The organism is Enterobacter sp. ECC-019, assembly GCF_043974075.1.
Taxonomy (GTDB): domain Bacteria; phylum Pseudomonadota; class Gammaproteobacteria; order Enterobacterales; family Enterobacteriaceae; genus Enterobacter; species Enterobacter asburiae_D.
Genome location: NZ_CP143759.1, coordinates 4,696,147 through 4,715,963, shown reverse-complemented (window position 1 = coordinate 4,715,963; position 19,817 = coordinate 4,696,147). Strand labels below are relative to the sequence as shown.

The window sequence follows — 19,817 nt, the reverse complement described above, 5'->3', positions numbered from 1 at the left end:
GCATGCAATCGCAACCCATCGATTTTCGCCACACGCTGGTGGCGAAGCACCCGGAACGCTTAAGCCAGATCCGCTACCTGCTGGCAGACAGCGGCCTTGGCCTGGACAATGACATCACGCTGTTTGTCGAAGCCTGGTCCGGCTCGCAGCTGGTGGGTTGCGCAGGGCTTGCTGCCAACGTCATCAAATGTGTGGCGGTCAATGAACAGCTTCGTGGCGAGAACCTCAGCGCGCGCCTACTGGCAGAGGTGGAAAATGCGGCGCTGGAGCGCGGCCATTTCCACCTCTTCCTCTGCACCCGCCCGTGCAACCGGGAGCGCTTTGCCCGCAGCGGCTTCTGGCCGATTACCCAAAGCGGGAATAACGCGGTGCTGATGGAGAACACCCCGCAGGGGATCGAACGCTACTGCCGTTCCCTGCGCGCGAAGCGCAGGTGCGGGGAGAACATTGGCGCGATAGTGATGAACGCGAATCCGTTCACCCTCGGCCATCGCCATCTGGTGGAGCAGGCGGCGACGCGGTGCGATGCCCTGCATCTGTTCGTGGTGCGTGAAGACGCCTCGTTCTTCCCGTTCAGCGCGCGCCTCGAGATGGTGCGCGCGGGCGTGGCGCATCTGCCGAACGTGGTGGTGCATGAAGGTTCGCAGTACATCATCTCCCGCGCCACCTTCCCGGCCTACTTCCTGAAGGAGACCGGCAAAGTGCAGCAGGCGTGGAGCGAGATTGACGTGCTGATCTTCCGGGACTTCATCGCCCCGGCGCTCGGCATTACGCACCGCTTCATCGGCTCGGAGCCGTTTTGCGATATCACCCGCCAGTACAACCAGACGCTGCACGACCTGCTGGCCTCGCATATCGAGGTGGTGGAAATGCCGCGCATCAAGGCCACCGGCAACGCCATATCAGCGTCCGAAGTGCGCCGCTTACTGAAGACACAGCAGTTTTCCCGGATCCGGGAGATTGTCCCGGACTCCACCTTCGCGCATCTCGAAACGCATTACCGTGCGAGTGCGGAAGTCGCTTAACTACCAGGAATTTATCATGAAAATTGTAAGGGAGGCGCTGGCCGGAACGCAGGAGTCCAGCGACCTGATGGTGAAAATCGCTCCCGCTCACGGCGAGCTGGAGATAGTCATCCACAGTGAAGTGATTAAGCAGTTTGGCGAGCAGATTCGCCAGGTGGTCAACGACACATTGCGCGCCATGAACGTGCACCAGGGATTAATCATTATTGAAGACAAAGGGGCGCTGGACTGTGTGATTCGCGCCCGCCTGCAAAGCGCGCTGATGCGTGCCGCCGATGAACAGGCCATCAACTGGGGGGCGCTGAAATGAGCAAACTCCGCCGCAGTATGTTGTTCCTGCCGGGCGCCAACGCCGCCATGCTCTCAACCGCCTTTATCTACCGTCCCGACTCCATCATGTTTGACCTTGAGGACGCCGTTGCCCTGCGCGAGAAGGATACCGCGCGCATGCTGGTGTTCCACGCGCTTCAGCACCCGATGTATCAGGATATCGAAACCGTGGTGCGTATTAACCCGCTCAGCACGCCGTTTGGCCTGCAGGATCTGGAAGCCGCCGTACGAGCCGGCGTGGACGTGATCCGCCTGCCGAAAACCGACACGCCGGACGATATCTACGAGCTGGAAGGCCACCTCGAGCGTATCGAGCGCGAGTGCGGCCGCGAGGTCGGCTCCACCCGCGTGATGGCGGCGATTGAATCGGCCATTGGCGTTATCAACGCCGTGGCGATTGCCCGCAGCTCTCCGCGCCTCATCGGGATTGCGCTGGCCGCCTTTGACTACGTGATGGACATGCAGACCGAGCGCGGCGACGGCACCGAGCTGTTCTACGCCCGCTGCGCCGTGCTGCACGCCGCCCGCGCGGCGGGCATCGACGCCTTCGACGTGGTGTGGTCAGACGTTAACGACGAGGCCGGGTTCCTGCGCGAGGTCGATCTGATCCGCAAGATGGGCTTTAACGGCAAATCGCTGATTAACCCGCGCCAGATTGACCTGCTGCACAACGCCTACGCCCCGACGCAGGAAGAGGTGGATCACGCCAGAAGGGTGATTGAGGCGGCAGAAGAGGGCGAGCGTAACGGCCTGGGCGTGGTGTCGCTCAACGGCAAAATGGTGGATGCACCGATTATTAACCACGCGCAGGTGGTGCTGGAGCGCGCGGCGGCCTCCGGCGTGCGTCGGTAAGGATGAAATGATGAATCAGACAGAACTTCTTCACGTGAATTTTCCCCATCTGCGGGACTTAAAACCCTTTGATACCGCCCACAGCGCCACGCCGTGGCTGGCAGACTGCGAGGCTAAACATAACCGAAAACTGTGTGCGACCGTTGAAGAGGCTGTATTACGCAGCGGTCTGCAGGACGGGATGACCATCTCCTTCCATCACGCATTCCGCGAAGGCGACCGGGTGATCAACACCGTCGTGGCGCTGCTGGCGAAAATGGGCTTTAAAAACCTGACGCTGGCCTCCAGCTCGCTGATGACCTGCAACGACGCGCTGATCGAGCATATTGAAAGCGGCGTCATCACCCGGATTTACACCTCGGGCATGCGCGGCAGGCTGGCGGACGCCATCTCCCACGGGCTGATGGACGAGCCGGTGCAAATTCACTCCCACGGCGGGCGCGTGAAGCTGCTCCAGGACGGCGAGCTGAACATCGACGTGGCGTTTCTCGGCGTGCCGTGCAGCGATGAGTTTGGCAACGCCAACGGAACGCACGGCAAATCGTGCTGCGGCTCGCTCGGCTACGCCATGGTGGACGCGCACTTTGCCCGCAAGGTAGTGCTGCTGACCGAAGCCCTGGTGCCGTTCCCCAATATGCCCGCCAGCCTGGTGCAGGACCAGGTGGACTACATCGTGCAGGTTGAAAGCGTAGGCGACCCGGCGAAAATCAGCGTCGGCGCGGCGCGCGTCACCAGCAACCCGCGCGAGCTGATGATCGCCCGCTATGCGGCGGACGTCATTGAACACTCCGGCTACTTCAAACCGGGCTTCTCGATGCAGACCGGCTCCGGCGCGGCGGCGACCGCCTGTACGCGCTTTATGGAAGAGAAGATGGAGCGCAGCGGCGTGAAGGCGCGCTTTGCGCTCGGCGGCATCACCGGCAGCCTGGTGGATCTGCACGAGAAGGGGCTCATCGAAAAGCTGCTCGACACCCAGTGCTTTGACGGCCAGGCGGCGGCCTCGCTGGCGCGCAACCCGAACCACGTGGAGATCTCCACCAACGTTTACGCCAACCCCGGCAGCAAGGCGGCAAGCTGCGACCAGCTCGACGTGGTGATCCTCAGCGCCCTCGAAATCGACGTCGATTTCAACGTCAACGTCATCACCGGCTCTGACGGCGTGATGCGCGGCGCGTCCGGCGGGCACTGCGACGTGGCCGCCGCGGCGAACCTGACCATTGTGGTCGCACCGTTGCTGCGCAGCCGCATTCCGACGGTGGTGAAGTGCGTCACCACGCGCCTTACGCCGGGCGAAAGCATCGACGTGCTGGTCACCGACCACGGCATTGCGGTCAATCCGGCACGCCCGGAGATCCGCGAGCGGCTGCTGGAAGCCGGGCTTAATGTTGTGGATATCAGCGCGCTTTACGCGCGGGCGATTTCCCTGACGGGCGTACCGAAACCGATTGAATTTACCGACAAAATTGTCGGGGTGATCCGCTACCGCGACGGCAGCGTGATCGACACCGTACGACAGGTAAAGGAGGAAGTGTGATTTCAGCGACACCCGTGCGGGCGGGTGTCAGCCTGGACGAACTGCTGGCGGCGAAAGATCGCCGCGCAGCGCGCCAGGCTGACATGCTTGAGCACTATCAACAATCGGTGATTTCCCTCACGCTGGTCACGCCAGGGGAAATCAAAGACAGCCTGCGCTATCGCAATACCATGGGTGTGGCGCTGCAAATGTGCGACCAGCTGCTGTGGGAAAACCGTTGGCAGGTGCTGGACCGCCAGGTGCTGTGGCTCCCTACCGGGCCAGAAGCCCTGTGGTGCGTGGCCCATCCGGCGGTGGAAATCAAAGCGCACTGTGCGGATCTGGAGCAGACGCACCCGCTCGGCAGGCTGTGGGATCTGGACGTGATCTGCCCTCAGCACGGCCACGTCGGGCGTCAGTCTCTGGGGGCGAATCTCAGACGCTGCCTGATCTGCGACGAGCCCGCCCACGCCTGTTCCCGCTCGCGAAAGCATCCTGTTGAGGCGGTAGTTTCCCGCGTGGAGAAGACGATCGATGACTGGTTTGCTCGCGACTAAACCGCGCCCGGCTGACGTGCCCGCGCTTGCCGAAGCGGCGCTGTGGCAGGAGCTGGAGCTGACGCCCAAGCCGGGGCTGGTGGACAAGCTCAATAATGGCTCCCATCGCGATATGGACCACGCGCTGTTCGTCCGCAGCATCGCGGCGATTGCGCCGTGGTTTTCGCGTTTTGCCGAACTCGGTAACGCGCATGCGGATAAATCCGCTGACGCACAGCTGCGGATTATCCGCCCGATGGGGATGGCTTGCGAGCAGGCGATGTACGCCGCGACGAACGGAGTGAACACCCACAAGGGCGGGATTTTTGCCCTGGGTTTACTGTGCTTCGCCGCCGGACGTGTGAAAAATATCTCCGCGGACAGCCTCTGTTGTGAGGTGAGTAACATCTGCAGCGGGCTTGTGTCGCGTGAGCTGGCCGCGCGCAGCGGGCAGGCGACGGCGGGCGAGCGGCAATTTCAGCAGTACGGCTTAACGGGCGCGCGCGGTGAGGCAGAGAGTGGCTTTGCAACGGTACGTAAGGCGCTGGCGCAGTGGAACGGACATTCCCTTCACGGCCTGCTGTTACGCCTGATGGCGATAAATCAGGACAGCAATCTGGTTTCGCGCGGCGGCATTGAGGGGCTGCGCTACGTTCAGGGCTATGCACGGGAATTACTGGCTAACGGCTGGGACCGCGAGGCGTTGCTTAGAATGGATAACGTATTGATTAAACGAAACCTGAGTCCGGGCGGCAGTGCGGATTTGCTGTCGGTGGGGTGGGTGCTGTCTGCAATAAAATAGCCGGGTGGAGCTAACGCTCACCCGGCCTACTCTCCGTGCTTTTGTAGGCCCGGTAAGGCGAAGCCGCCACCGGGCAAAAGACATCAAGGATCAATGCGCAATCGGCTGCGCACCGTGCGGCTCGCGCACGTGCTTGTACTTGAACAGCGCAATGAACGCGAAGAACAGCACCAGCGAGTACGCGGCGAAGATCAGCCACACAGGCTGCCAGTTGGTGATGCCGTTGGTGGTATACATCTCAACCACTTTACCGCTCACCACACCGCCCAGAATACAGCCGAAGCCGTTGGTCATCATCAGGAACATGCCCTGCGCGCTGGCGCGGATTTCAGGCTTCACCTCTTTTTCCACAAACACCGAACCGGAGATGTTGAAGAAGTCGAAGGCGCAGCCGTAAACGATCATCGACAGCACCAGCAGCACGGTGCCGAACGCGCTCGGGTCACCGTAGGCGAACAGGCCGAAGCGCAGCATCCATGCCGCGATACTGATCAGCATGACGTTTTTGATGCCGTAGCGGCTCAGGAAGAACGGGATGGTCAGAATGAACAGCGTCTCAGAGATCTGAGAGATGGACATCATCACCGACGCGTGCTCGACGATAAAGCTTCCGGCAAACAGCGGGTTGTTATCGAAGCTGTGCAGGAAGGTGTTGCCGAACATGTTGGTGATCTGCAGCTCAGCGCCCAGCAGCATGGAGAAGATAAAGAAGATCGCCATGCGCTTGTTTTTAAACAGCGCGAACGCGTCCAGGCCGAGCATGGCGCTCCAGCTCTGGTTTTTCTGCTGGTTAGAAACCGGAATGTGCGGCAGCGTCAGGGTAAACACGGCCAGCACCACGGAGAGCACCGCACCGATATAGAGCTGCATATGGCTCAGTTCAAAGCCTGCGAAGCTCACGCCCCACATCGCCATGATAAAGCCGATGGTGCCCCAGATACGGATTGGCGGGAAGTCGGTCACGATGTCCATGCCCGCAGACTTGATGCGGTGGTAGGAGATGGTGTTGATCAGGCCAAGCGTTGGCATATAGGCCAGCGAGTTAAGCAGGATCACCATGAACATCGCCCCCGGCGTGGTCACTTCGGCCGCCATAAACAGCGTCCCCGCACCCACCAGATGGCAAAGCATGTACAGCCATTTCGCACTTAACCATTTATCCGCCACGATGCCCAGCAGCGTTGGCATGAAGACAGCCGCAATACCGAGCGAGCTGTATACGGCACCGATTGACGCACCGTCGAACTTGAGCGTCACAAACATATAGGAGCCGAGTGTAGTCAGCCAGCTACCCCACAGGCAGAACTGCAGAAACGACAATATTTTAAGCTGCAGCTTAAGGTTCATGTTACTTTCCTCACAAGTGAGCGGGAGATATGTTGTTATAGGAACATTCAGGGTTGTTATTTGATGCAATTCTATCAGTTGGCAACGATATGTTTTGTTACCTCCCGCAAAAAAATGCAATCCACATTAATTTGCAGTTTGGATTGTGATGCAAATAACATTTTCGTATGGGTGTTCACGTTCCCTCTCCCTTTTGGGGAGAGGGTTAGGGTGAGGGGGCGTTTTTTAGCGACGACGATAGTTCTTCTGCGCCGTATTCACCTTATACAGATAGCGGCGTGATTCCGCAGACGGGTGGCGGGTGGTGAGGGTTGAGTAGACATCCCCCGGCGCCATGCTGTTGATGATGCTCGCGGCCTGCACCTTGTCATTTGAGAAGACGCGCAGCACGCTGCCCGCACCGCCGTTATAGGCGGTGATCACCGCATAGCGGCGCGACGTTGGGTTATCAATGCCGCCCAGGTAGACATTGTTCAGCATCGCCAGGTAGGCCGTGCCGGTATCAATGTTGCTCTGCGGATCGAACAGATAGCTGCGGCTCGGCGTGCCGGATTTCCCCTGTGCGCGGAAGACGTCTTTACCGGCGCTGTGCTGGACAACCTGCATCAGCCCCAGAGCGTCGGAACGGCTTACCGCGTACGGGTTGAATGAGGATTCAGTCTGCATAATCGCCAGGATCAGCGACTCATCCACGCCGTACTTACGGGAGGCCTGACGCACCATCCCAATGTACTTATGCGCACGCTTGTCGAGGTGGTTCGGGACGAGGTTGATGGTGACGCTGTAGATAATCTTCAGACCGTTAGAGCGACTTTTCAGGCGCGTCTGCAGCAGGTAGTCGGCAAATTTCGTGGCGCGGCCTTCCCAGCGGATCGGCTGGCCGGTCTGATCGACAACCTGGCCGTACAGGAACGGCTCTTTCGAGATCGTGATATCGTCGGCATCGGAGTAGAGATCGATAGATCCCGGATCGTCACCCATCAGCAGGGTTTTGATAATCGCCTGACGGAGTCGTGCCGCAGGGTCGGTGCCTGCAATGGTCTCAACCGTGATCGTACCCTCATCAAAGTTGATGTGGCTACGGGTCTGATAGGCATCGGTGTACTTAACGTAGTCCTTAGGTCCGGCAATAAGAACTTCGTTAAATCCCCATATATTCTCGATGTTGTGGGCAAACTGCCCCATCAAAATGTCAAAACCGTTGGTGTCCTTGATCCAGGCTTCGTTGTAATCTTCGCCTTTTTTTGACGAACACGAGACAAGCAACGGCGCAACAAGGGCTAGCGCTAAAAGTTTTTTCATCATTCCGGGAGTGCGTGTTGTGTTTGCTTAGTCGTTGCTATTGCCCGGCGGCGCTACGCTTGCACGGGCCTACGGTTTTGTAGGCCGGGTAAGCGCAGCGCCACCCGGCAACAGCCGCTCGATATTATTTTTCCGGTGGCGTATAGCCTTCGATGTGCACGTCTTTACCTTCGAACAGGAAGCTCACCATCTCCTGCTCCAGCAGCTTGCGGTGTTCCGGGTTCATCATGCTGAGTTTTTTCTCGTTGATCAGCATGGTCTGCTTTTTCTGCCACTGTCCCCAGGCTTCTTTGGAGATTTCATTGTAGATGCGTTTACCCAGGTCGCCCGGATAAAGCTGGAAATCCTGGCCCTCAGCGTCACGCTGCAGGAAAGTACAAAAAATCGTTCTGGCCATACTCATTCCTCTTTTTCTTGTCGATGCTAAACCATTGCACCGGCACGTAATTGCTGTAACAGGCGCTCCACGGGAGCCGCCAGTCCGACTGATGGCGGTTGCGCTAAGTTATACCAGAGAGCGGTGCCTTCATCCATGCACGAGGCAAATGACGACACGGGAAGCCACATGGGGACAATATCCAGGTGGAAATGGCTGAAGGTATGGCGAAACGCGGTCAGCTGCGTCAGGTTATCGGCAGCAATGCCACGCTGTTTAAGCCATTCATGCAGCAAGTCTTCATTTTCAAACTGTGGGAAGCAGTATAGACCACCCCACAGACCGCTCGGCGGACGCTGGGCGAGGAAGACCTCGTCACCGTACTGCATCAGCAGCATATAGCCGGTGCGCTCCGGCAGCGTCTGTTTGGGTTTCTTACCCGGATACTGTGCCCACGAATGGTTGGCATACGCCACGCAGAGATTATTCACCGGGCAGAGTTCGCATTTTGGTTTTGAGCGCGTGCAGACCATCGCGCCGAGATCCATCATCGCCTGGTTGAAACGCTCGACGCCGTTGGCCGGGGTGACCTCTTCACTTATTTCCCAAAGACGTTTTTCAACGTCCTTCTTCCCCGGCCAGCCGTCGACGGCATAGCAGCGTGCCAGCACGCGCTTCACGTTGCCGTCGAGGATCGGGAAATGCTTGCCTAAAGACAGGGAGAGAATAGCGCCGGCGGTTGAACGTCCCACGCCGGGGAGATCGGCCACCTCATCGAAGGTTTCCGGGAATGTCCCGTTGTGGCGCGTCGCAACCTGCTGTGCGGCCTTGTGAAGGTTACGCGCGCGGGCGTAATAGCCAAGACCGGTCCACAGGTGCAGGACCTCGTCCAGCGGCGCGTTGGCCAGATCGGTCACCGTCGGGAAGCGCGCCATAAAACGCTCGAAGTAAGGGATCACCGTGGCGACCTGCGTTTGTTGCAACATCACCTCGGAGAGCCATACTTTGTAAGGCGTTTTTTCAATTTGCCAGGGCAGGGTTTTACGCCCGTATTTGTCGTACCAGTCCAGCACCTGGGCTGAAAATTGAGAGGCTTGCATGGTCATCGATTCGCATAATCAGGGACGCAGATTGCAGCACAGCGTCAATCTGCTGTAAACCGGATCTTTCCCATGCTTGCATAGAAGCCTTAACTTTGGATAATGCCCGTTTCCCGAACATTCTCACAAGCAGACAACTCTTTTATGAAAAACGACGTCATTTCACCGGAATTTGATGAAAACGGTCGCCCGCTGCGCCGTATTCGCAGCTTTGTCCGCCGTCAGGGCCGCCTGACAAAAGGGCAGCAACATGCGCTGGACAACTACTGGCCGGTGATGGGCGTTGAGTTCAGCGAGCAGCCTCTGGACTTTACTGAACTGTTTGGCCGCGAAGCACCCGTCACGCTGGAGATCGGTTTTGGTATGGGCACCTCGCTGGTGACCATGGCGAAAGCCCGTCCGGAGCAGAACTTCCTCGGTATCGAAGTCCACTCCCCGGGCGTGGGGGCATGCCTGGCAACGGCTCATGAAGAGGGCGTTGAGAACCTGCGCGTGATGTGTCACGACGCGGTGGAAGTGCTGCATAAAATGATTTCTGACAATTCTTTAACCATGGTTCAGCTCTTTTTCCCTGACCCGTGGCACAAAGCACGTCATAATAAACGCCGTATCGTTCAGGCACCGTTTGCCGAGCTGGTGAAAAGTAAGCTGAAGCTGGGCGGCGTCTTCCATATGGCGACCGACTGGGAACCGTATGCGGAACATATGCTGGAAGTGATGTCGTCTCTGGATGGTTACAAAAACCAGTCTGCAAGCAACGACTACGTACCGCGTCCGGAATCGCGTCCGGTAACGAAATTTGAACAGCGTGGCCATCGTCTTGGTCACGGTGTATGGGACTTAATGTTCGAGAGGGTGAAATAATGGCAAAGAATCGTAGCCGTCGTCTGCGTAAAAAAATGCATATCGAAGAATTCCAGGAAGTGGGTTTCTCCGTTGCGTGGCGTTTCCCGGAAGGCACCAGTGTAGAACAGATCGATCAGGACGTGGATGCGTTCATCAATGACGTGATCGAACCCAACAAGCTGGCCTTCGACGGTAGCGGTTACCTGGCATGGGAAGGTCTGATCTGCACCCAGGAAGTGGGTAAATGCACCGAAGAACATCAGGCGCTGGTACGTAAATGGCTTGAGGACCACAAGCTGGAAGATGTCCGCGTCAGCGAACTTTTCGACGTTTGGTGGGACTAATAAAGAAGTCAAGGGCCAGCATTAGCTGGCCCATTTTGTCTGAGGGAGTGTTTAAGATGCGCAAAACGTTGCTGGCTGTTGCTTTGATGGCAACCGGATTCACGGCCCATGCGGATTATCAATGTAGCGTCACCCCGCGTGATGACGTGGTGTTAAGCCCGCAAACCGTACAGGTCAAAGGCGAGAACGGCAATCTGGTGATTACGCCGCAAGGGAACGTCACCTTTAACGGCAAGCAGTACAACCTGACTGCCGCACAGCGTGAGCAGGCGAAAGACTATCAGGCCGATTTGCGTACCGCGCTGCCATGGATTAATGAAGGCGCGCTGACCCGCGTTGAGAAAAGCCGCATCGCGCTGGATAAGATCATTACTAAAGAAGTGGGTGAGAGCAGCAATATGCGCTCTCGCCTGACGAAGCTGGACAAGCAGCTTAAAGAGCAGATGAACCGCATTATCGAGACGCGCACCGACGGCCTGACGTTCCACTACAAGGCGATTGATGAAGTGCGTGCCGACGGGCAGCAACTGGTGAATCAGGCGATGGGCGGCATCCTGCAGGACAGCATCAACGAGATGGGAGCCAAAGCCGTACTGAAAGGCGGCGGTAACCCGCTGCAGGGCGTGCTGGGCAGTCTGGGCGGCTTGCAGACCTCCATTCAGAACGAGTGGAAGAACCAGGAAGATGATTTCCAGCAGTTCGGCAAAGACGTGTGTAAACGCGTGGTGTCGCTGGAAGATAGCCGAAAGGCGCTGGTGGGGACGCTTAAGTAAGTTCCCTGCGCGCTGGGCCCCTCACCCTAACCCTCTCCCCAAAGGGGCGAAGGGATGGTTTGCTCCCTCTCCCTTTTAGGGTGTACGGTCCGGGGTGAGGGTTGCAGCATTTGCGGTGTCTCAAGGATCTTTTCCAACACAGCCTCTTCGTTTTTTCAGAGTTCGTTGTTCCAGAATCGAATGACATGCCAGCCTTTCCCTCAGTCGGCACAACGGGGTGTTCAGGAATCTTCGGCGAGGAACAGCTCAAGAAGAGAGTTTAAGAACAGTTTGCCGTGCTCGGTGATCTGCCAGTATTCCTCGCTCTCGGTCAGATACCCCTGCGCCAGCGCCTCGTCGATCTGCGGACGAATCACCGACTCTGGCAGCCCAGTGTAACGCGCAAATTCCGCGCGCGGCGCGGCTTCCAGCAGACGGAAGCGGTTCATAAAGAACTCAAACGGCTTATCCGCCGCCTCGACGTCGTGCTGACGCTCCAGGTAGCGGCCTTCCATATACCCGCGCGGGTGGCGGGTTTTGGCGGTGCGCAGAATGCGTCCGTCCGGGAAGGTCACCTTGCCGTGCGCGCCGCAGCCAATCCCCAGATAGTCGCCAAAGCGCCAGTAGTTCAGGTTGTGCTGACACTGGTAGCCCGGCTTTGCGTACGCGGACGTTTCATACTGCTGATAGCCCGCAGCGGTTAGAAGCCTATGACCCTGCTCGAAGATATCCCACAGCGCGTCGTCGTCCGGCAGCACCGGCGGGCGCGAGCCAAACAGGGTGTTGGGCTCGATGGTGAGCTGGTACCACGACAGATGCGGCGGGTTCAATTCGATCGCCTGGCGCAGGTCGTCCAGCGCCTCTTCCAGCGACTGGTCCGGCAGGCCGTGCATTAAATCGAGGTTGAAGCTGCGAAGATTTAGCCCCGTCGCCAGATGTGCCGCGCGCTTTGCCTCTTCCGGGCCGTGAATGCGCCCCAGACGTTTAAGCTTCGGCTCGCTGAAGCTCTGCACGCCGATGGAGATGCGGTTCACGCCTGCGCGCTGATAGTCGACAAAACGGTCGGCTTCAACGGTGCCGGGGTTGGCTTCCATCGTGATTTCAGCATCCGCCGCCAGGTTCAGGCGCGCACGCACGCCGTCCAGCAGCGTCTGCATCGCCGGGCCGGACAGCAGGCTCGGCGTACCGCCACCAATGAAAATGGTCTTAACTTCACGTCCCTGTGCGTAAGTGACATCGGCGTCCAGGTCGGCCAGCAGATGCGCAACGTAGTCATCGTGCGGCACTTCGCCCTTCAGCGCGTGCGAGTTGAAATCGCAGTACGGGCATTTCTGCACGCACCACGGGATGTGAATATAAAGACTCAGAGGCGGCAAATTAGCCATTACGCAGTGCTTCCAGTAACAGTTTCAGCGCGCGTCCACGGTGGGATATTGCGCTTTTCTCTTCGCGGGTCAGTTCCGCAGCGGTTTTGCCCTCGGTCGGGACAAAGAAAATCGGGTCGTAGCCAAAGCCGCCGTTGCCAGCCGCTTCACGGGTAATCACGCCCGGCCAGCTGCCGTGGCAGACGATCGGCGTAGGGTCTTCCGCGTGGCGCATATAGACCAGTACGCAGTGGAACTGCGCGGTGCGCTGTTCGTCCGGTACGTCTTTCAGGGCGACAAGCAGCTTTTCCAGATTCTGCTGGTCGGTGGCGTCAACGCCGGAGTAGCGCGCGGAGTAAATCCCCGGCGCACCGCCGAGAAAATCCACGGCCAGGCCGGAGTCGTCGGCAATCGCGGGCAGGCCGGTTACCTGCGCGGCGTGGCGTGCTTTCAGGATCGCATTTTCGATAAACGTCAGCCCCGTCTCTTCGGCGGACTCCACGCCAAGATCGGTCTGGGCGACTACGTCCAGCCCAAAATCATTTAATAGCGAGGCCAGCTCGCGCACTTTACCGGCGTTGCCGGTCGCGAGAACAACTTTCTGCATGGTTTAGTCCTGTTCTTTCAGAGCCGCGACTTCCGTCGGGATAGATTGCGGATTAAGGATTTTTACCTGTTTATGTCGCCCAAGTTCACCTTTTTCAATGATGACCTGGCTTTTGGCGACGCGAAACTGTTTTGCCAGATATTTGGTCAGATGCGCGTTCGCCTGGCCGTCAACCGGCGGGGCGGTGATGGCGACTTTTAACTCGTCGCCATGCAGCCCAACAATACTGTCACGGCTGGCTTTGGGCTGAATATACAGCCGCAAAACCAGCCCGTCAGCGCAGGTGCTTACTGCACTCATAGCGCCATCCACAGCCCCGGCAGCAGCACGTTGCCCGTGGACTGTAACAGTTCAGCGATCCCCATGTTGACCACATAGAGCAGCAGAACCAGGATCATCGGGGAAAAATCGATGCCGCCCATAGACGGAAGCAGGTTACGGATCGGACGCAGCAGCGGCTCGGCCAGCTGAATCAAAGCATACTCCACCGGGCTACGCCCCTGGCTCACCCAGCTCATGATGGCCATTACCAGCAGCACCCAGAAAATCAGCAGGCCGACGGTTTTGACCAGAATCAGGACTGCAGCAATCCAGATAATCGGCTGGAAGGTGATGACCATAAACAGCACGATCGCTTTGATAACGCTCAGAATAAACGCCACCAGCAGAGACGAACTGTCGATGGGACCCATGGCCGGGATAATACGGCGTAATGGTCCGACAATAGGCTGCGTGATTTTCACGACAAACTGCGAGAACGGATTGTAAAAATCACAGCGGGCCCACTGCATCCAGACGCGCAGCAAAAGCGCCATCGTGTACAGCTCAAGCACAGTTGAGAGCAGGAAAGTCAACGTCTTCATGGCGTTCCTCAGGTTTCCTTATTATTTTGAGTAGTCGCGCGCACCGAAAATTGCCGTGCCGATGCGCACCATAGTGCTGCCTGCCGCGATGGCGGCTTCCATATCATCCGACATGCCCAAAGAAAGCGTGTCTACCGTGTTATAGCGCGCTTTAAGCGCTTCAAATGCTACAGCCATTTGCTGTGCCACGGCAAACTGCCTTTCATAACTTGACTCAGGCGCCGGAATTGCCATCAGCCCGCGCAGGGTTAAGTGCGGCAGTTCGGCCACCTCTGCGGCCAGCGCGTCCAGTTCGCTCAGCGCAATGCCGGACTTGCTGTTTTCATCGCTGATGTTGACCTGAATAAGCACGTTGAGTGCCGGCATTTCTGCCGGACGCTGGTCGTTCAGACGGGTAGCAATACGCAGACGGTCGATGGTATGGCACCAGTCGAAGTGCTCTGCCACCAGACGGCTTTTGTTCGACTGCAGCGGGCCAATAAAGTGCCATTGCAGACTTGTCTTCCCCTGTTCCTGGAAGTAGCGAATTTTATCCACGCCTTCCTGCACGTAGTTTTCACCAAACGCCCGCTGGCCTGCATCAATGGCTTCTGCGATGGCGCTCGCAGGCTTGGTTTTGCTGACTGCAAGCAGCGTAATTTCTTCTGAAGCCCGGCCGCAACGCGTTGCAGCGGCTGAGATTTTGTCCCGGACCTGTGCCAGGTTATGCGCAATGTCGTTCATTTTCCGAGGAGTAGTCTATGGATGTGGAAGAAATTGTGGCCCTTAGTGTAAAGCATAACGTCTCCGATCTACACCTGTGCAGTGATTCACCACCGCGCTGGCGCAGATTAGGCCGGCTTGAGCCTGCTCCCTTTCCGCCTCCCGACGTTGGGGCGTTATTAAAAGCGTGGCTCAACGATGAGCAGCAGGGAACATGGTGGGCGAACGGGCAGGTGGATTTTGCCGCGACGGTGACGGGAGGCCAGCGTCTGCGCGGCAGTGCCTTTAAGCAGATGCGCGGTATATCTGTGACGCTGCGGCTGTTGCCGCGTACCTGTCCGCAGCTCGCTTCGCTGGGCGCGCCGAGGGCAATCCCGGAACTACTGTCCAATGACGCTGGGCTGATTCTGGTGACGGGGGCGACCGGCAGCGGTAAATCTACGACGCTGGCGGCGATGGTCGATTTTCTCAACCACCACATTGACGGCCATATTCTCACGCTTGAAGATCCGGTGGAGTTTATCTACCAGAGCGAGCGTTGCCTGATCCAGCAGCGGGAGATAGGCCAGCACAGCCCGTCATTTGCCGAAGCGCTGCGCAGTGCCTTACGCCAGGATCCGGACGTTATTCTGCTGGGAGAGCTGCGCGACAGCGAAACGATCCGCCTGGCGCTGACGGCGGCGGAGACCGGACATCTGGTGCTGGCGACGCTGCATACGCGCGGGGCATCGCAGGCGATTGAACGGCTGGTCGATACGTTCCCGGCGCAGGAGAAAGATCCGGTGCGTAACCAACTGGCCGGCAGTCTGCGGGCGGTGCTGGCACAAAAGCTGCTTCCCGATCTACAGGGCGGGCGCGTCGCGCTGTATGAACTGCTGGTGAACACCGCAGCGGCAGCGAATCTTATTCGTGAAGGGAAAACGTGGCAACTGCCCGGCATCATCCAGACCGGTCAGCAGGCAGGAATGCAGAACTTTGACCAGAGCCTGGCGGAGAGACGGGCGCAGGGGCGGCTGTAGGCCCCTCTGTCTAAAAGCCCTGTTCGAAATAGCTTTCGAGGATGATGACTGCTGAAGCGGAGTCCACGCTGCCCTTGTTGAGCGCCCGGAAGCCGCCGTGCTCAAACAGGCCAGCACGCGCTTCGACGGTGCTAAGACGCTCGTCGTGAAGCTTCACGGAGACGCCAAAGCGGCCGTGGATTTTATTGGCGAACTTACGCGCCCGGGCGGTAAGCGGCTGTTCTGTGCCGTCCATGTTCAGCGGCAGCCCAACAATCACGTCATCCGGCTGCCACTCTTTAAGCAGACGTTCGATAAGATTCCAGTCTGGCGTGCCGTCATTAGCCTTCAGGGCCGTGAGTGGACGCGCGGTACCGGTGATGCGCTGACCCACGGCGACGCCAATGCTTTTGGTACCAAAATCGAAGGCCAGAAGCGTTCCACTCATCAGGCGTGCCCCGCTACGCCAGGCATGGTCAGGATATCAATGCCAATCAGCTTTGCCGCGTCGCGCCAGCGATCGGCGATAGGGGTTTTAAACAGGATATTCATGTCCGCAGGCGCGGTAAGCCAGGCGTTATCGAGGATCTCTTGCTCAAGCTGGCCTTTCTCCCACGACGAATAGCCCAGCGCCACCAGCACTTCAGAAGGCTGCTCTGCGGTGCCTAGCGTTTCGAGCACGTCACGCGATGTCGTGATAACAGTGTTGTCGGAGATGCGGATGCTGGAAGAGAATACTGGCGGCGTATGCAGGATAAAACCGCGATCTTCTGCAAGAGGTCCACCCAGCATCACGGGTTTATCAAGCCGGATTTCCGGTAGTCGCGCTTCAGCCGGGATTTTCAGCTTGTCCAGAATTCCTTCAACCTGAAGATTTTCCAGCGGTTTATTGATGATAATACCCATCGCGCCGTCTTCATTGTATTCACAAATATACACCACGGCGCGGCGAAAAATCGGGTCCTGGAGAGCAGGCATGGCAATAAGAAAGTGATGCTGTAAATTCATTGTCAGAGGTACTGTTTCCTGGTTTAAAAAGCGACAGCGCCCAGTATGCGGAGAAACCCGGGCGCTGTCACTCATTGGTGGGTTATTTCTGCAGGCGTTTTTCGATAGCGTCCATCAGCATTCCGGTAATGGAGACCGGGAATTCCGCTTCAATTTCACGAATGCAGGTCGGGCTGGTGACGTTCACTTCGGTCAGACGATCGCCGATGATATCCAGGCCAACGAAGATCAGGCCTTTGGCTTTCAGCGTCGGGCCAACGCGACGGGCAATTTCCCAGTCGCTTTCGGTCAGCGGGCGCGGCTCGCCGCGGCCACCGGCGGCCAGGTTACCGCGGGTTTCGCCACCCTGCGGGATACGTGCCAGGCAGTAAGGAACCGGTTCGCCATCTACCACCAGAACGCGTTTGTCGCCGTCTTTGATCGCCGGAATATAGTTCTGTGCCATGCAGTAACGCGTGCCCAACTCGGTCAGCGTTTCGGCAATCACGCCAACGTTCGGATCGCCTTCCTTCACGCGGAAAATCGACGCGCCGCCCATGCCGTCCAGCGGCTTCATGATGATATCGCCGTGCTTCTGCCAGAATTCTTTCAGCTGTGCTTTGCTGCGGGTCACCAGGGTTTCCGGCGTCAGGTCAGAGAACCAGGCGGTGTAGAGCTTCTCGTTGCAGTCGCGCAGGCTCTGCGGCTTGTTGACGATCAGCGTTCCTTTCTCTTCAGCGCGTTCAAGAATATAGGTGCAGTAGATGTATTCGGTGTCGAACGGCGGATCTTTACGCATCAGGATGACGTTCAGATCGGCCAGGGCAATGTCCTGCTCGGTACCGAACTCGTACCATTTGTCGTAGTTCTGCTCGACGTTAACGATGCGGGTGCGTGCGCGGGCTTCACCGTTGATCAGGTAAAGATCGTTCATCTCCATATAGTGGAGTTCATAGCCGCGACGCTGCGCTTCCAGCAGCATGGCGAAGCTGGAATCTTTCTTGATGTTAATGTTTGCGATGGGGTCCATCACGATGCCGAGCTTGATCATGTTCTTCTCCGTTAATGCTTCAACCCAGATCGCCAAACCGTACCTGTAGCGCGGTAATGGCCGTGAGTGCCGTTGTCTCAGTGCGCAGAACGCGAGGTCCCAACAGAATATCAGTAAACTGGTAACGTGCCGTCATCGCAATTTCGTCCGCCGACAGGCCGCCTTCGGGGCCAATCAGCAGGCGTACGCGCTCAACGGGCAGGGGCAGCGTATTGATGCTGGCGCTGGCGCGCGGATGAAGATTGAGCTTCAGCCCGCTCTCCTCTTCTGCACACCAGTCCTCCAGATCCATCGCCGGGCGGATCTCCGGAATACGGTTACGGCCGCTCTGTTCGCAAGCCGCAATGGCGATTTTCTGCCACTGCTGGATCTTTTTGTTCAGACGTTCCGCATCCAGTTTAACGCCACAGCGCTCAGAAAAAAGTGGCGTAATGAGGCTTACACCCAGTTCAATGGATTTCTGAATGGTGAACTCCATTTTCTCACCGCGCGACATCACCTGGCCCAGATGGATGTGCAGCGGTGATTCCCGGTCATCCACTTCGCCACGCAGCACGTTAACGTGTACGCTTTTTTTATCCGACCGCGTGATTTCCGCGTCGAAAACCTGGTTCGAGCCGTCGAACAGCTGGATAGCCTGACCTGCGCCCATGCGCAGCACGCGGCCAACGTGGTTGGCGGCATCATCAGACAGGGCGATTTCGCGGCCTGCGGTAATCAGTTCAGGATGGTAAATGCGGGGAATGCGCATAGTCAGAAATTCCATGTGTCATGCGATATAAGCGAATTGCCGTAGTGTAGGTTAGCTCTTTTGCGCCTGGCAAGCCCGCTGGACGTAGGGGTTGTGATTCCCCTGGACTCTGGCGATACGTTCGTCGCGCTGGCATTCCCACTCCGTCACCGGGTACTGCTTGTCCCAGGCGTTGAACAGCTGTGTCTGCTGGCGGGAGAGGTTGAGGTCGTAACGGTCACGCATATAGAAGTAGGTGCGGGCGATACTGCCGCGCGCGCGGGCAGGGGGCTCGGCGACTTTCTCTTTAAAATCAACCTTCATACCGCACTGGCCGTACTGGCCTTCACCACCGTTCCACTGGCTGTACATGAAATTACCGCGGTCGCCGTTCACTTCTCCTACGGCAGGCTGCAGGTTATGCATATCGCTTTCCATCTGGCGATAAACCGGATCTTTGGCGCAGTTTTTTCGTCCGCCATCCTGCCAGCACTGGCGCTGGTGGCCAAACTGCCAGGCCGGAACGACATGCTCCCATTCAATACGGCTGGCGCGGTTTTCGTTTTTACGCACCTTATAGCCGCAGGACTCAAGGTCAACGACCCCTTTTTTACCCTGCCAGTTAATTTTACAGCCGCAGTAGAAATCGCCCGGCACATCGGCGTTCACCTTCACGCCTGCTGCCTTCGCCTGGGAAAAACTGTTGATACCGTCGGCCAGCGCATGGCCTGAGAGCGCCGTCGTCAGAAAGGCGACCGCGAGAGAAAAATTACGGGACATCTTACACTCCGTGTCAAAACGAGCACGCAACGTAACGAATGTTGTTCCTGTATGCAATCAGTCAGATCAGGAAAGTTCCTGAAAGTTCAGATGATTATTCCGCAACCAGCGGCTCGCCGCATTTGACGCAGCGGTAAGTCGCCTCGCCGCGCACCACGCGATTATGGCGGCGGACGGTAAGCTGATGCTGCTGACACTGGCAGCGGTAGGGGAAGGTATTGCGGCGCACCGATTCCAGCTCGAACTGATGGGTACGGCGTGCCGGAACGCCGAGCACCGCTTCCATCATCCACTTCCACTCTTTCCCGTGGGGCGCGACGCGTCCGAAGTGTTTCCACACCAGCAGATGCGCCAGTTCGTGCGGTACCACTTCCTCGATAAACGCCTGCTGGTTTTCCATCATCAGCACCGGGTTAAGGCGGATCTCATAAGGCTCGAGCCAGGCGGTGCCGGCCGCGGTGCCGCGCTGCTGATAAACGATCTTAGGTTCAGGGTAATTGCGACCGAGCTTCAGGTTCGCCTGGGCGAGTTTTTCCCGCAGGCAGCGCATAACGGCTTGTTGAAGGGCGATGGGGAGACGGGGTGCTTTCATAGGGGCAGAGCATAAAGC

Annotated in this window: 25 protein-coding genes; 10 read left to right on the top strand and 15 right to left on the bottom strand. The window is 58.0% G+C overall.

The window, feature by feature from the left end:
* Positions 1–2 precede the first annotated feature (2 nt).
* The 6 genes from citC to citG are packed head-to-tail and all read left to right on the top strand — an operon-like array spanning position 3 to position 5,058.
* Complete coding sequence (citC, locus tag V1566_RS22360) at positions 3–1,025, top strand: [citrate (pro-3S)-lyase] ligase (protein WP_395304657.1); 1,023 nt, start codon at positions 3–5, stop codon at positions 1,023–1,025.
* Positions 1,026–1,041: 16 nt separating this feature from the next.
* Complete coding sequence (citD, locus tag V1566_RS22355) at positions 1,042–1,335, top strand: citrate lyase acyl carrier protein (RefSeq protein WP_008499773.1); 294 nt, start codon at positions 1,042–1,044, stop codon at positions 1,333–1,335.
* The gene (gene citE, locus V1566_RS22350; protein ID WP_395304656.1) at positions 1,332–2,207 is read left to right on the top strand and encodes a citrate (pro-3S)-lyase subunit beta; all 876 of its coding nucleotides are present in this window, start codon (positions 1,332–1,334) and stop codon (positions 2,205–2,207) included. The genes citD and citE overlap by 4 nt, the downstream gene beginning before the upstream one ends.
* A 10-nt stretch (positions 2,208–2,217) precedes the next feature.
* A complete protein-coding gene (gene citF / locus V1566_RS22345) occupies positions 2,218–3,741 on the top strand; it encodes a citrate lyase subunit alpha (RefSeq protein ID WP_395306033.1) in 1,524 nt (507 codons plus the stop codon).
* Positions 3,738–4,277, top strand: coding sequence for a citrate lyase holo-[acyl-carrier protein] synthase (gene citX, locus V1566_RS22340; protein WP_395304655.1), 540 nt, complete (start codon positions 3,738–3,740; stop codon positions 4,275–4,277). The genes citF and citX overlap by 4 nt, the downstream gene beginning before the upstream one ends.
* Positions 4,255–5,058, top strand: coding sequence for a triphosphoribosyl-dephospho-CoA synthase CitG (gene citG, locus V1566_RS22335; protein WP_395304654.1), 804 nt, complete (start codon positions 4,255–4,257; stop codon positions 5,056–5,058). Before citX ends, citG begins: the two co-directional genes overlap by 23 nt.
* A 90-nt stretch (positions 5,059–5,148) precedes the next feature.
* Here citG and V1566_RS22330 read toward each other — a convergent pair whose 3' ends face one another.
* From V1566_RS22330 to mutY, 4 genes are all read right to left on the bottom strand, one after another.
* Positions 5,149–6,405, bottom strand: a complete 1,257-nt coding sequence (locus V1566_RS22330; protein WP_395304653.1) for a nucleoside permease — start codon at positions 6,403–6,405, stop codon at positions 5,149–5,151.
* A 225-nt stretch (positions 6,406–6,630) separates the two neighbouring features.
* Positions 6,631–7,707 carry a membrane-bound lytic murein transglycosylase MltC gene (gene mltC / locus V1566_RS22325; RefSeq protein WP_395306032.1) on the bottom strand — a complete coding sequence of 359 codons (1,077 nt, stop codon included), beginning with the start codon at positions 7,705–7,707 and terminating at the stop codon, positions 6,631–6,633.
* Between the two features lie 124 nt (positions 7,708–7,831).
* Complete coding sequence (locus V1566_RS22320; protein ID WP_023309138.1) at positions 7,832–8,104, bottom strand: oxidative damage protection protein; 273 nt, start codon at positions 8,102–8,104, stop codon at positions 7,832–7,834.
* Between the two features lie 26 nt (positions 8,105–8,130).
* Positions 8,131–9,189 (bottom strand): A/G-specific adenine glycosylase, encoded by a 1,059-nt coding sequence (gene mutY / locus V1566_RS22315; protein WP_395304652.1) that lies wholly within the window; start codon positions 9,187–9,189, stop codon positions 8,131–8,133.
* Positions 9,190–9,327: 138 nt separating this feature from the next.
* On the opposite strand from mutY, the gene trmB reads away from it, so the two are divergent.
* Genes trmB through V1566_RS22300 form a run of 3 tightly spaced genes read left to right on the top strand, consistent with a single transcriptional unit; the run spans position 9,328 to position 11,146 of the window.
* The gene (gene trmB, locus V1566_RS22310) at positions 9,328–10,047 is read left to right on the top strand and encodes a tRNA (guanosine(46)-N7)-methyltransferase TrmB (RefSeq protein ID WP_395304651.1); all 720 of its coding nucleotides are present in this window, start codon (positions 9,328–9,330) and stop codon (positions 10,045–10,047) included.
* Entirely contained in the window at positions 10,047–10,373 is a 327-nt protein-coding gene (locus V1566_RS22305) for a YggL family protein (protein WP_014885198.1), read from the top strand. Before trmB ends, V1566_RS22305 begins: the two co-directional genes overlap by 1 nt.
* A gap of 56 nt (positions 10,374–10,429) precedes the next feature.
* Entirely contained in the window at positions 10,430–11,146 is a 717-nt protein-coding gene (locus V1566_RS22300; protein ID WP_395304650.1) for a DUF2884 domain-containing protein, read from the top strand.
* Between the two features lie 221 nt (positions 11,147–11,367).
* On the opposite strand, the gene hemW is transcribed toward V1566_RS22300, so the two are convergent.
* From hemW to V1566_RS22275, 5 genes are read right to left on the bottom strand one after another with little or no spacing between them, the layout of a single operon-like run.
* Positions 11,368–12,510, bottom strand: a complete 1,143-nt coding sequence (gene hemW, locus V1566_RS22295; protein WP_395304649.1) for a radical SAM family heme chaperone HemW — start codon at positions 12,508–12,510, stop codon at positions 11,368–11,370.
* A complete protein-coding gene (locus V1566_RS22290; RefSeq protein WP_121932206.1) occupies positions 12,503–13,096 on the bottom strand; it encodes an XTP/dITP diphosphatase in 594 nt (197 codons plus the stop codon). The genes hemW and V1566_RS22290 overlap by 8 nt, the downstream gene beginning before the upstream one ends.
* Positions 13,097–13,099: 3 nt before the next feature.
* Entirely contained in the window at positions 13,100–13,396 is a 297-nt protein-coding gene (gene yggU, locus V1566_RS22285) for a DUF167 family protein YggU (RefSeq protein ID WP_023333349.1), read from the bottom strand.
* Positions 13,393–13,959: a YggT family protein gene (locus V1566_RS22280; RefSeq protein ID WP_395304648.1), complete on the bottom strand. Its 567-nt coding sequence runs from the start codon at positions 13,957–13,959 to the stop codon at positions 13,393–13,395. Before V1566_RS22280 ends, yggU begins: the two co-directional genes overlap by 4 nt.
* A 21-nt stretch (positions 13,960–13,980) precedes the next feature.
* A complete protein-coding gene (locus V1566_RS22275) occupies positions 13,981–14,682 on the bottom strand; it encodes a YggS family pyridoxal phosphate-dependent enzyme (protein ID WP_395304647.1) in 702 nt (233 codons plus the stop codon).
* A gap of 17 nt (positions 14,683–14,699) precedes the next feature.
* On the opposite strand from V1566_RS22275, the gene V1566_RS22270 reads away from it, so the two are divergent.
* Positions 14,700–15,680 carry a type IV pilus twitching motility protein PilT gene (locus tag V1566_RS22270; RefSeq protein ID WP_395304646.1) on the top strand — a complete coding sequence of 327 codons (981 nt, stop codon included), beginning with the start codon at positions 14,700–14,702 and terminating at the stop codon, positions 15,678–15,680.
* Positions 15,681–15,690: 10 nt separating this feature from the next.
* On the opposite strand, the gene ruvX is transcribed toward V1566_RS22270, so the two are convergent.
* The 6 genes from ruvX to V1566_RS22240 all read right to left on the bottom strand — a co-directional run bounded on the left by ruvX (position 15,691) and on the right by V1566_RS22240 (position 19,799).
* A complete protein-coding gene (ruvX, locus tag V1566_RS22265; RefSeq protein ID WP_021242076.1) occupies positions 15,691–16,107 on the bottom strand; it encodes a Holliday junction resolvase RuvX in 417 nt (138 codons plus the stop codon).
* Positions 16,107–16,667 carry a YqgE/AlgH family protein gene (locus V1566_RS22260; protein WP_008499752.1) on the bottom strand — a complete coding sequence of 187 codons (561 nt, stop codon included), beginning with the start codon at positions 16,665–16,667 and terminating at the stop codon, positions 16,107–16,109. The genes ruvX and V1566_RS22260 overlap by 1 nt, the downstream gene beginning before the upstream one ends.
* 82 nt (positions 16,668–16,749) lie before the next feature.
* The gene (gene gshB, locus V1566_RS22255) at positions 16,750–17,697 is read right to left on the bottom strand and encodes a glutathione synthase (protein WP_395304645.1); all 948 of its coding nucleotides are present in this window, start codon (positions 17,695–17,697) and stop codon (positions 16,750–16,752) included.
* Between the two features lie 19 nt (positions 17,698–17,716).
* Positions 17,717–18,448: a 16S rRNA (uracil(1498)-N(3))-methyltransferase gene (rsmE, locus tag V1566_RS22250; RefSeq protein WP_023309126.1), complete on the bottom strand. Its 732-nt coding sequence runs from the start codon at positions 18,446–18,448 to the stop codon at positions 17,717–17,719.
* 51 nt (positions 18,449–18,499) lie between these two features.
* On the bottom strand, positions 18,500–19,207 hold the full coding sequence (gene endA / locus V1566_RS22245; protein ID WP_023333343.1) for a deoxyribonuclease I: 708 nt from the start codon (positions 19,205–19,207) through the stop codon (positions 18,500–18,502).
* A 94-nt stretch (positions 19,208–19,301) separates the two neighbouring features.
* Positions 19,302–19,799, bottom strand: a complete 498-nt coding sequence (locus V1566_RS22240) for a SprT family zinc-dependent metalloprotease (RefSeq protein WP_045888327.1) — start codon at positions 19,797–19,799, stop codon at positions 19,302–19,304.
* Between the last annotated feature and the right edge of the window lie 18 nt (positions 19,800–19,817).

Coding starts and splice junctions, on each gene's coding strand:
- citC (WP_395304657.1), top strand. CDS start 3: ATGCAATCGCAACCCATCGATTTTCGCCACACGCTGGTGGCGAAGCAC.
- citD (WP_008499773.1), top strand. CDS start 1,042: ATGAAAATTGTAAGGGAGGCGCTGGCCGGAACGCAGGAGTCCAGCGAC.
- citE (WP_395304656.1), top strand. CDS start 1,332: ATGAGCAAACTCCGCCGCAGTATGTTGTTCCTGCCGGGCGCCAACGCC.
- citF (WP_395306033.1), top strand. CDS start 2,218: ATGAATCAGACAGAACTTCTTCACGTGAATTTTCCCCATCTGCGGGAC.
- citG (WP_395304654.1), top strand. CDS start 4,255: ATGACTGGTTTGCTCGCGACTAAACCGCGCCCGGCTGACGTGCCCGCG.
- V1566_RS22330 (WP_395304653.1), bottom strand. CDS start 6,405: ATGAACCTTAAGCTGCAGCTTAAAATATTGTCGTTTCTGCAGTTCTGC.
- mltC (WP_395306032.1), bottom strand. CDS start 7,707: ATGAAAAAACTTTTAGCGCTAGCCCTTGTTGCGCCGTTGCTTGTCTCG.
- V1566_RS22320 (WP_023309138.1), bottom strand. CDS start 8,104: ATGGCCAGAACGATTTTTTGTACTTTCCTGCAGCGTGACGCTGAGGGC.
- mutY (WP_395304652.1), bottom strand. CDS start 9,189: ATGACCATGCAAGCCTCTCAATTTTCAGCCCAGGTGCTGGACTGGTAC.
- trmB (WP_395304651.1), top strand. CDS start 9,328: ATGAAAAACGACGTCATTTCACCGGAATTTGATGAAAACGGTCGCCCG.
- V1566_RS22305 (WP_014885198.1), top strand. CDS start 10,047: ATGGCAAAGAATCGTAGCCGTCGTCTGCGTAAAAAAATGCATATCGAA.
- V1566_RS22300 (WP_395304650.1), top strand. CDS start 10,430: ATGCGCAAAACGTTGCTGGCTGTTGCTTTGATGGCAACCGGATTCACG.
- hemW (WP_395304649.1), bottom strand. CDS start 12,510: ATGGCTAATTTGCCGCCTCTGAGTCTTTATATTCACATCCCGTGGTGC.
- V1566_RS22290 (WP_121932206.1), bottom strand. CDS start 13,096: ATGCAGAAAGTTGTTCTCGCGACCGGCAACGCCGGTAAAGTGCGCGAG.
- yggU (WP_023333349.1), bottom strand. CDS start 13,396: ATGAGTGCAGTAAGCACCTGCGCTGACGGGCTGGTTTTGCGGCTGTAT.
- V1566_RS22280 (WP_395304648.1), bottom strand. CDS start 13,959: ATGAAGACGTTGACTTTCCTGCTCTCAACTGTGCTTGAGCTGTACACG.
- V1566_RS22275 (WP_395304647.1), bottom strand. CDS start 14,682: ATGAACGACATTGCGCATAACCTGGCACAGGTCCGGGACAAAATCTCA.
- V1566_RS22270 (WP_395304646.1), top strand. CDS start 14,700: ATGGATGTGGAAGAAATTGTGGCCCTTAGTGTAAAGCATAACGTCTCC.
- ruvX (WP_021242076.1), bottom strand. CDS start 16,107: ATGAGTGGAACGCTTCTGGCCTTCGATTTTGGTACCAAAAGCATTGGC.
- V1566_RS22260 (WP_008499752.1), bottom strand. CDS start 16,667: ATGAATTTACAGCATCACTTTCTTATTGCCATGCCTGCTCTCCAGGAC.
- gshB (WP_395304645.1), bottom strand. CDS start 17,697: ATGATCAAGCTCGGCATCGTGATGGACCCCATCGCAAACATTAACATC.
- rsmE (WP_023309126.1), bottom strand. CDS start 18,448: ATGCGCATTCCCCGCATTTACCATCCTGAACTGATTACCGCAGGCCGC.
- endA (WP_023333343.1), bottom strand. CDS start 19,207: ATGTCCCGTAATTTTTCTCTCGCGGTCGCCTTTCTGACGACGGCGCTC.
- V1566_RS22240 (WP_045888327.1), bottom strand. CDS start 19,799: ATGAAAGCACCCCGTCTCCCCATCGCCCTTCAACAAGCCGTTATGCGC.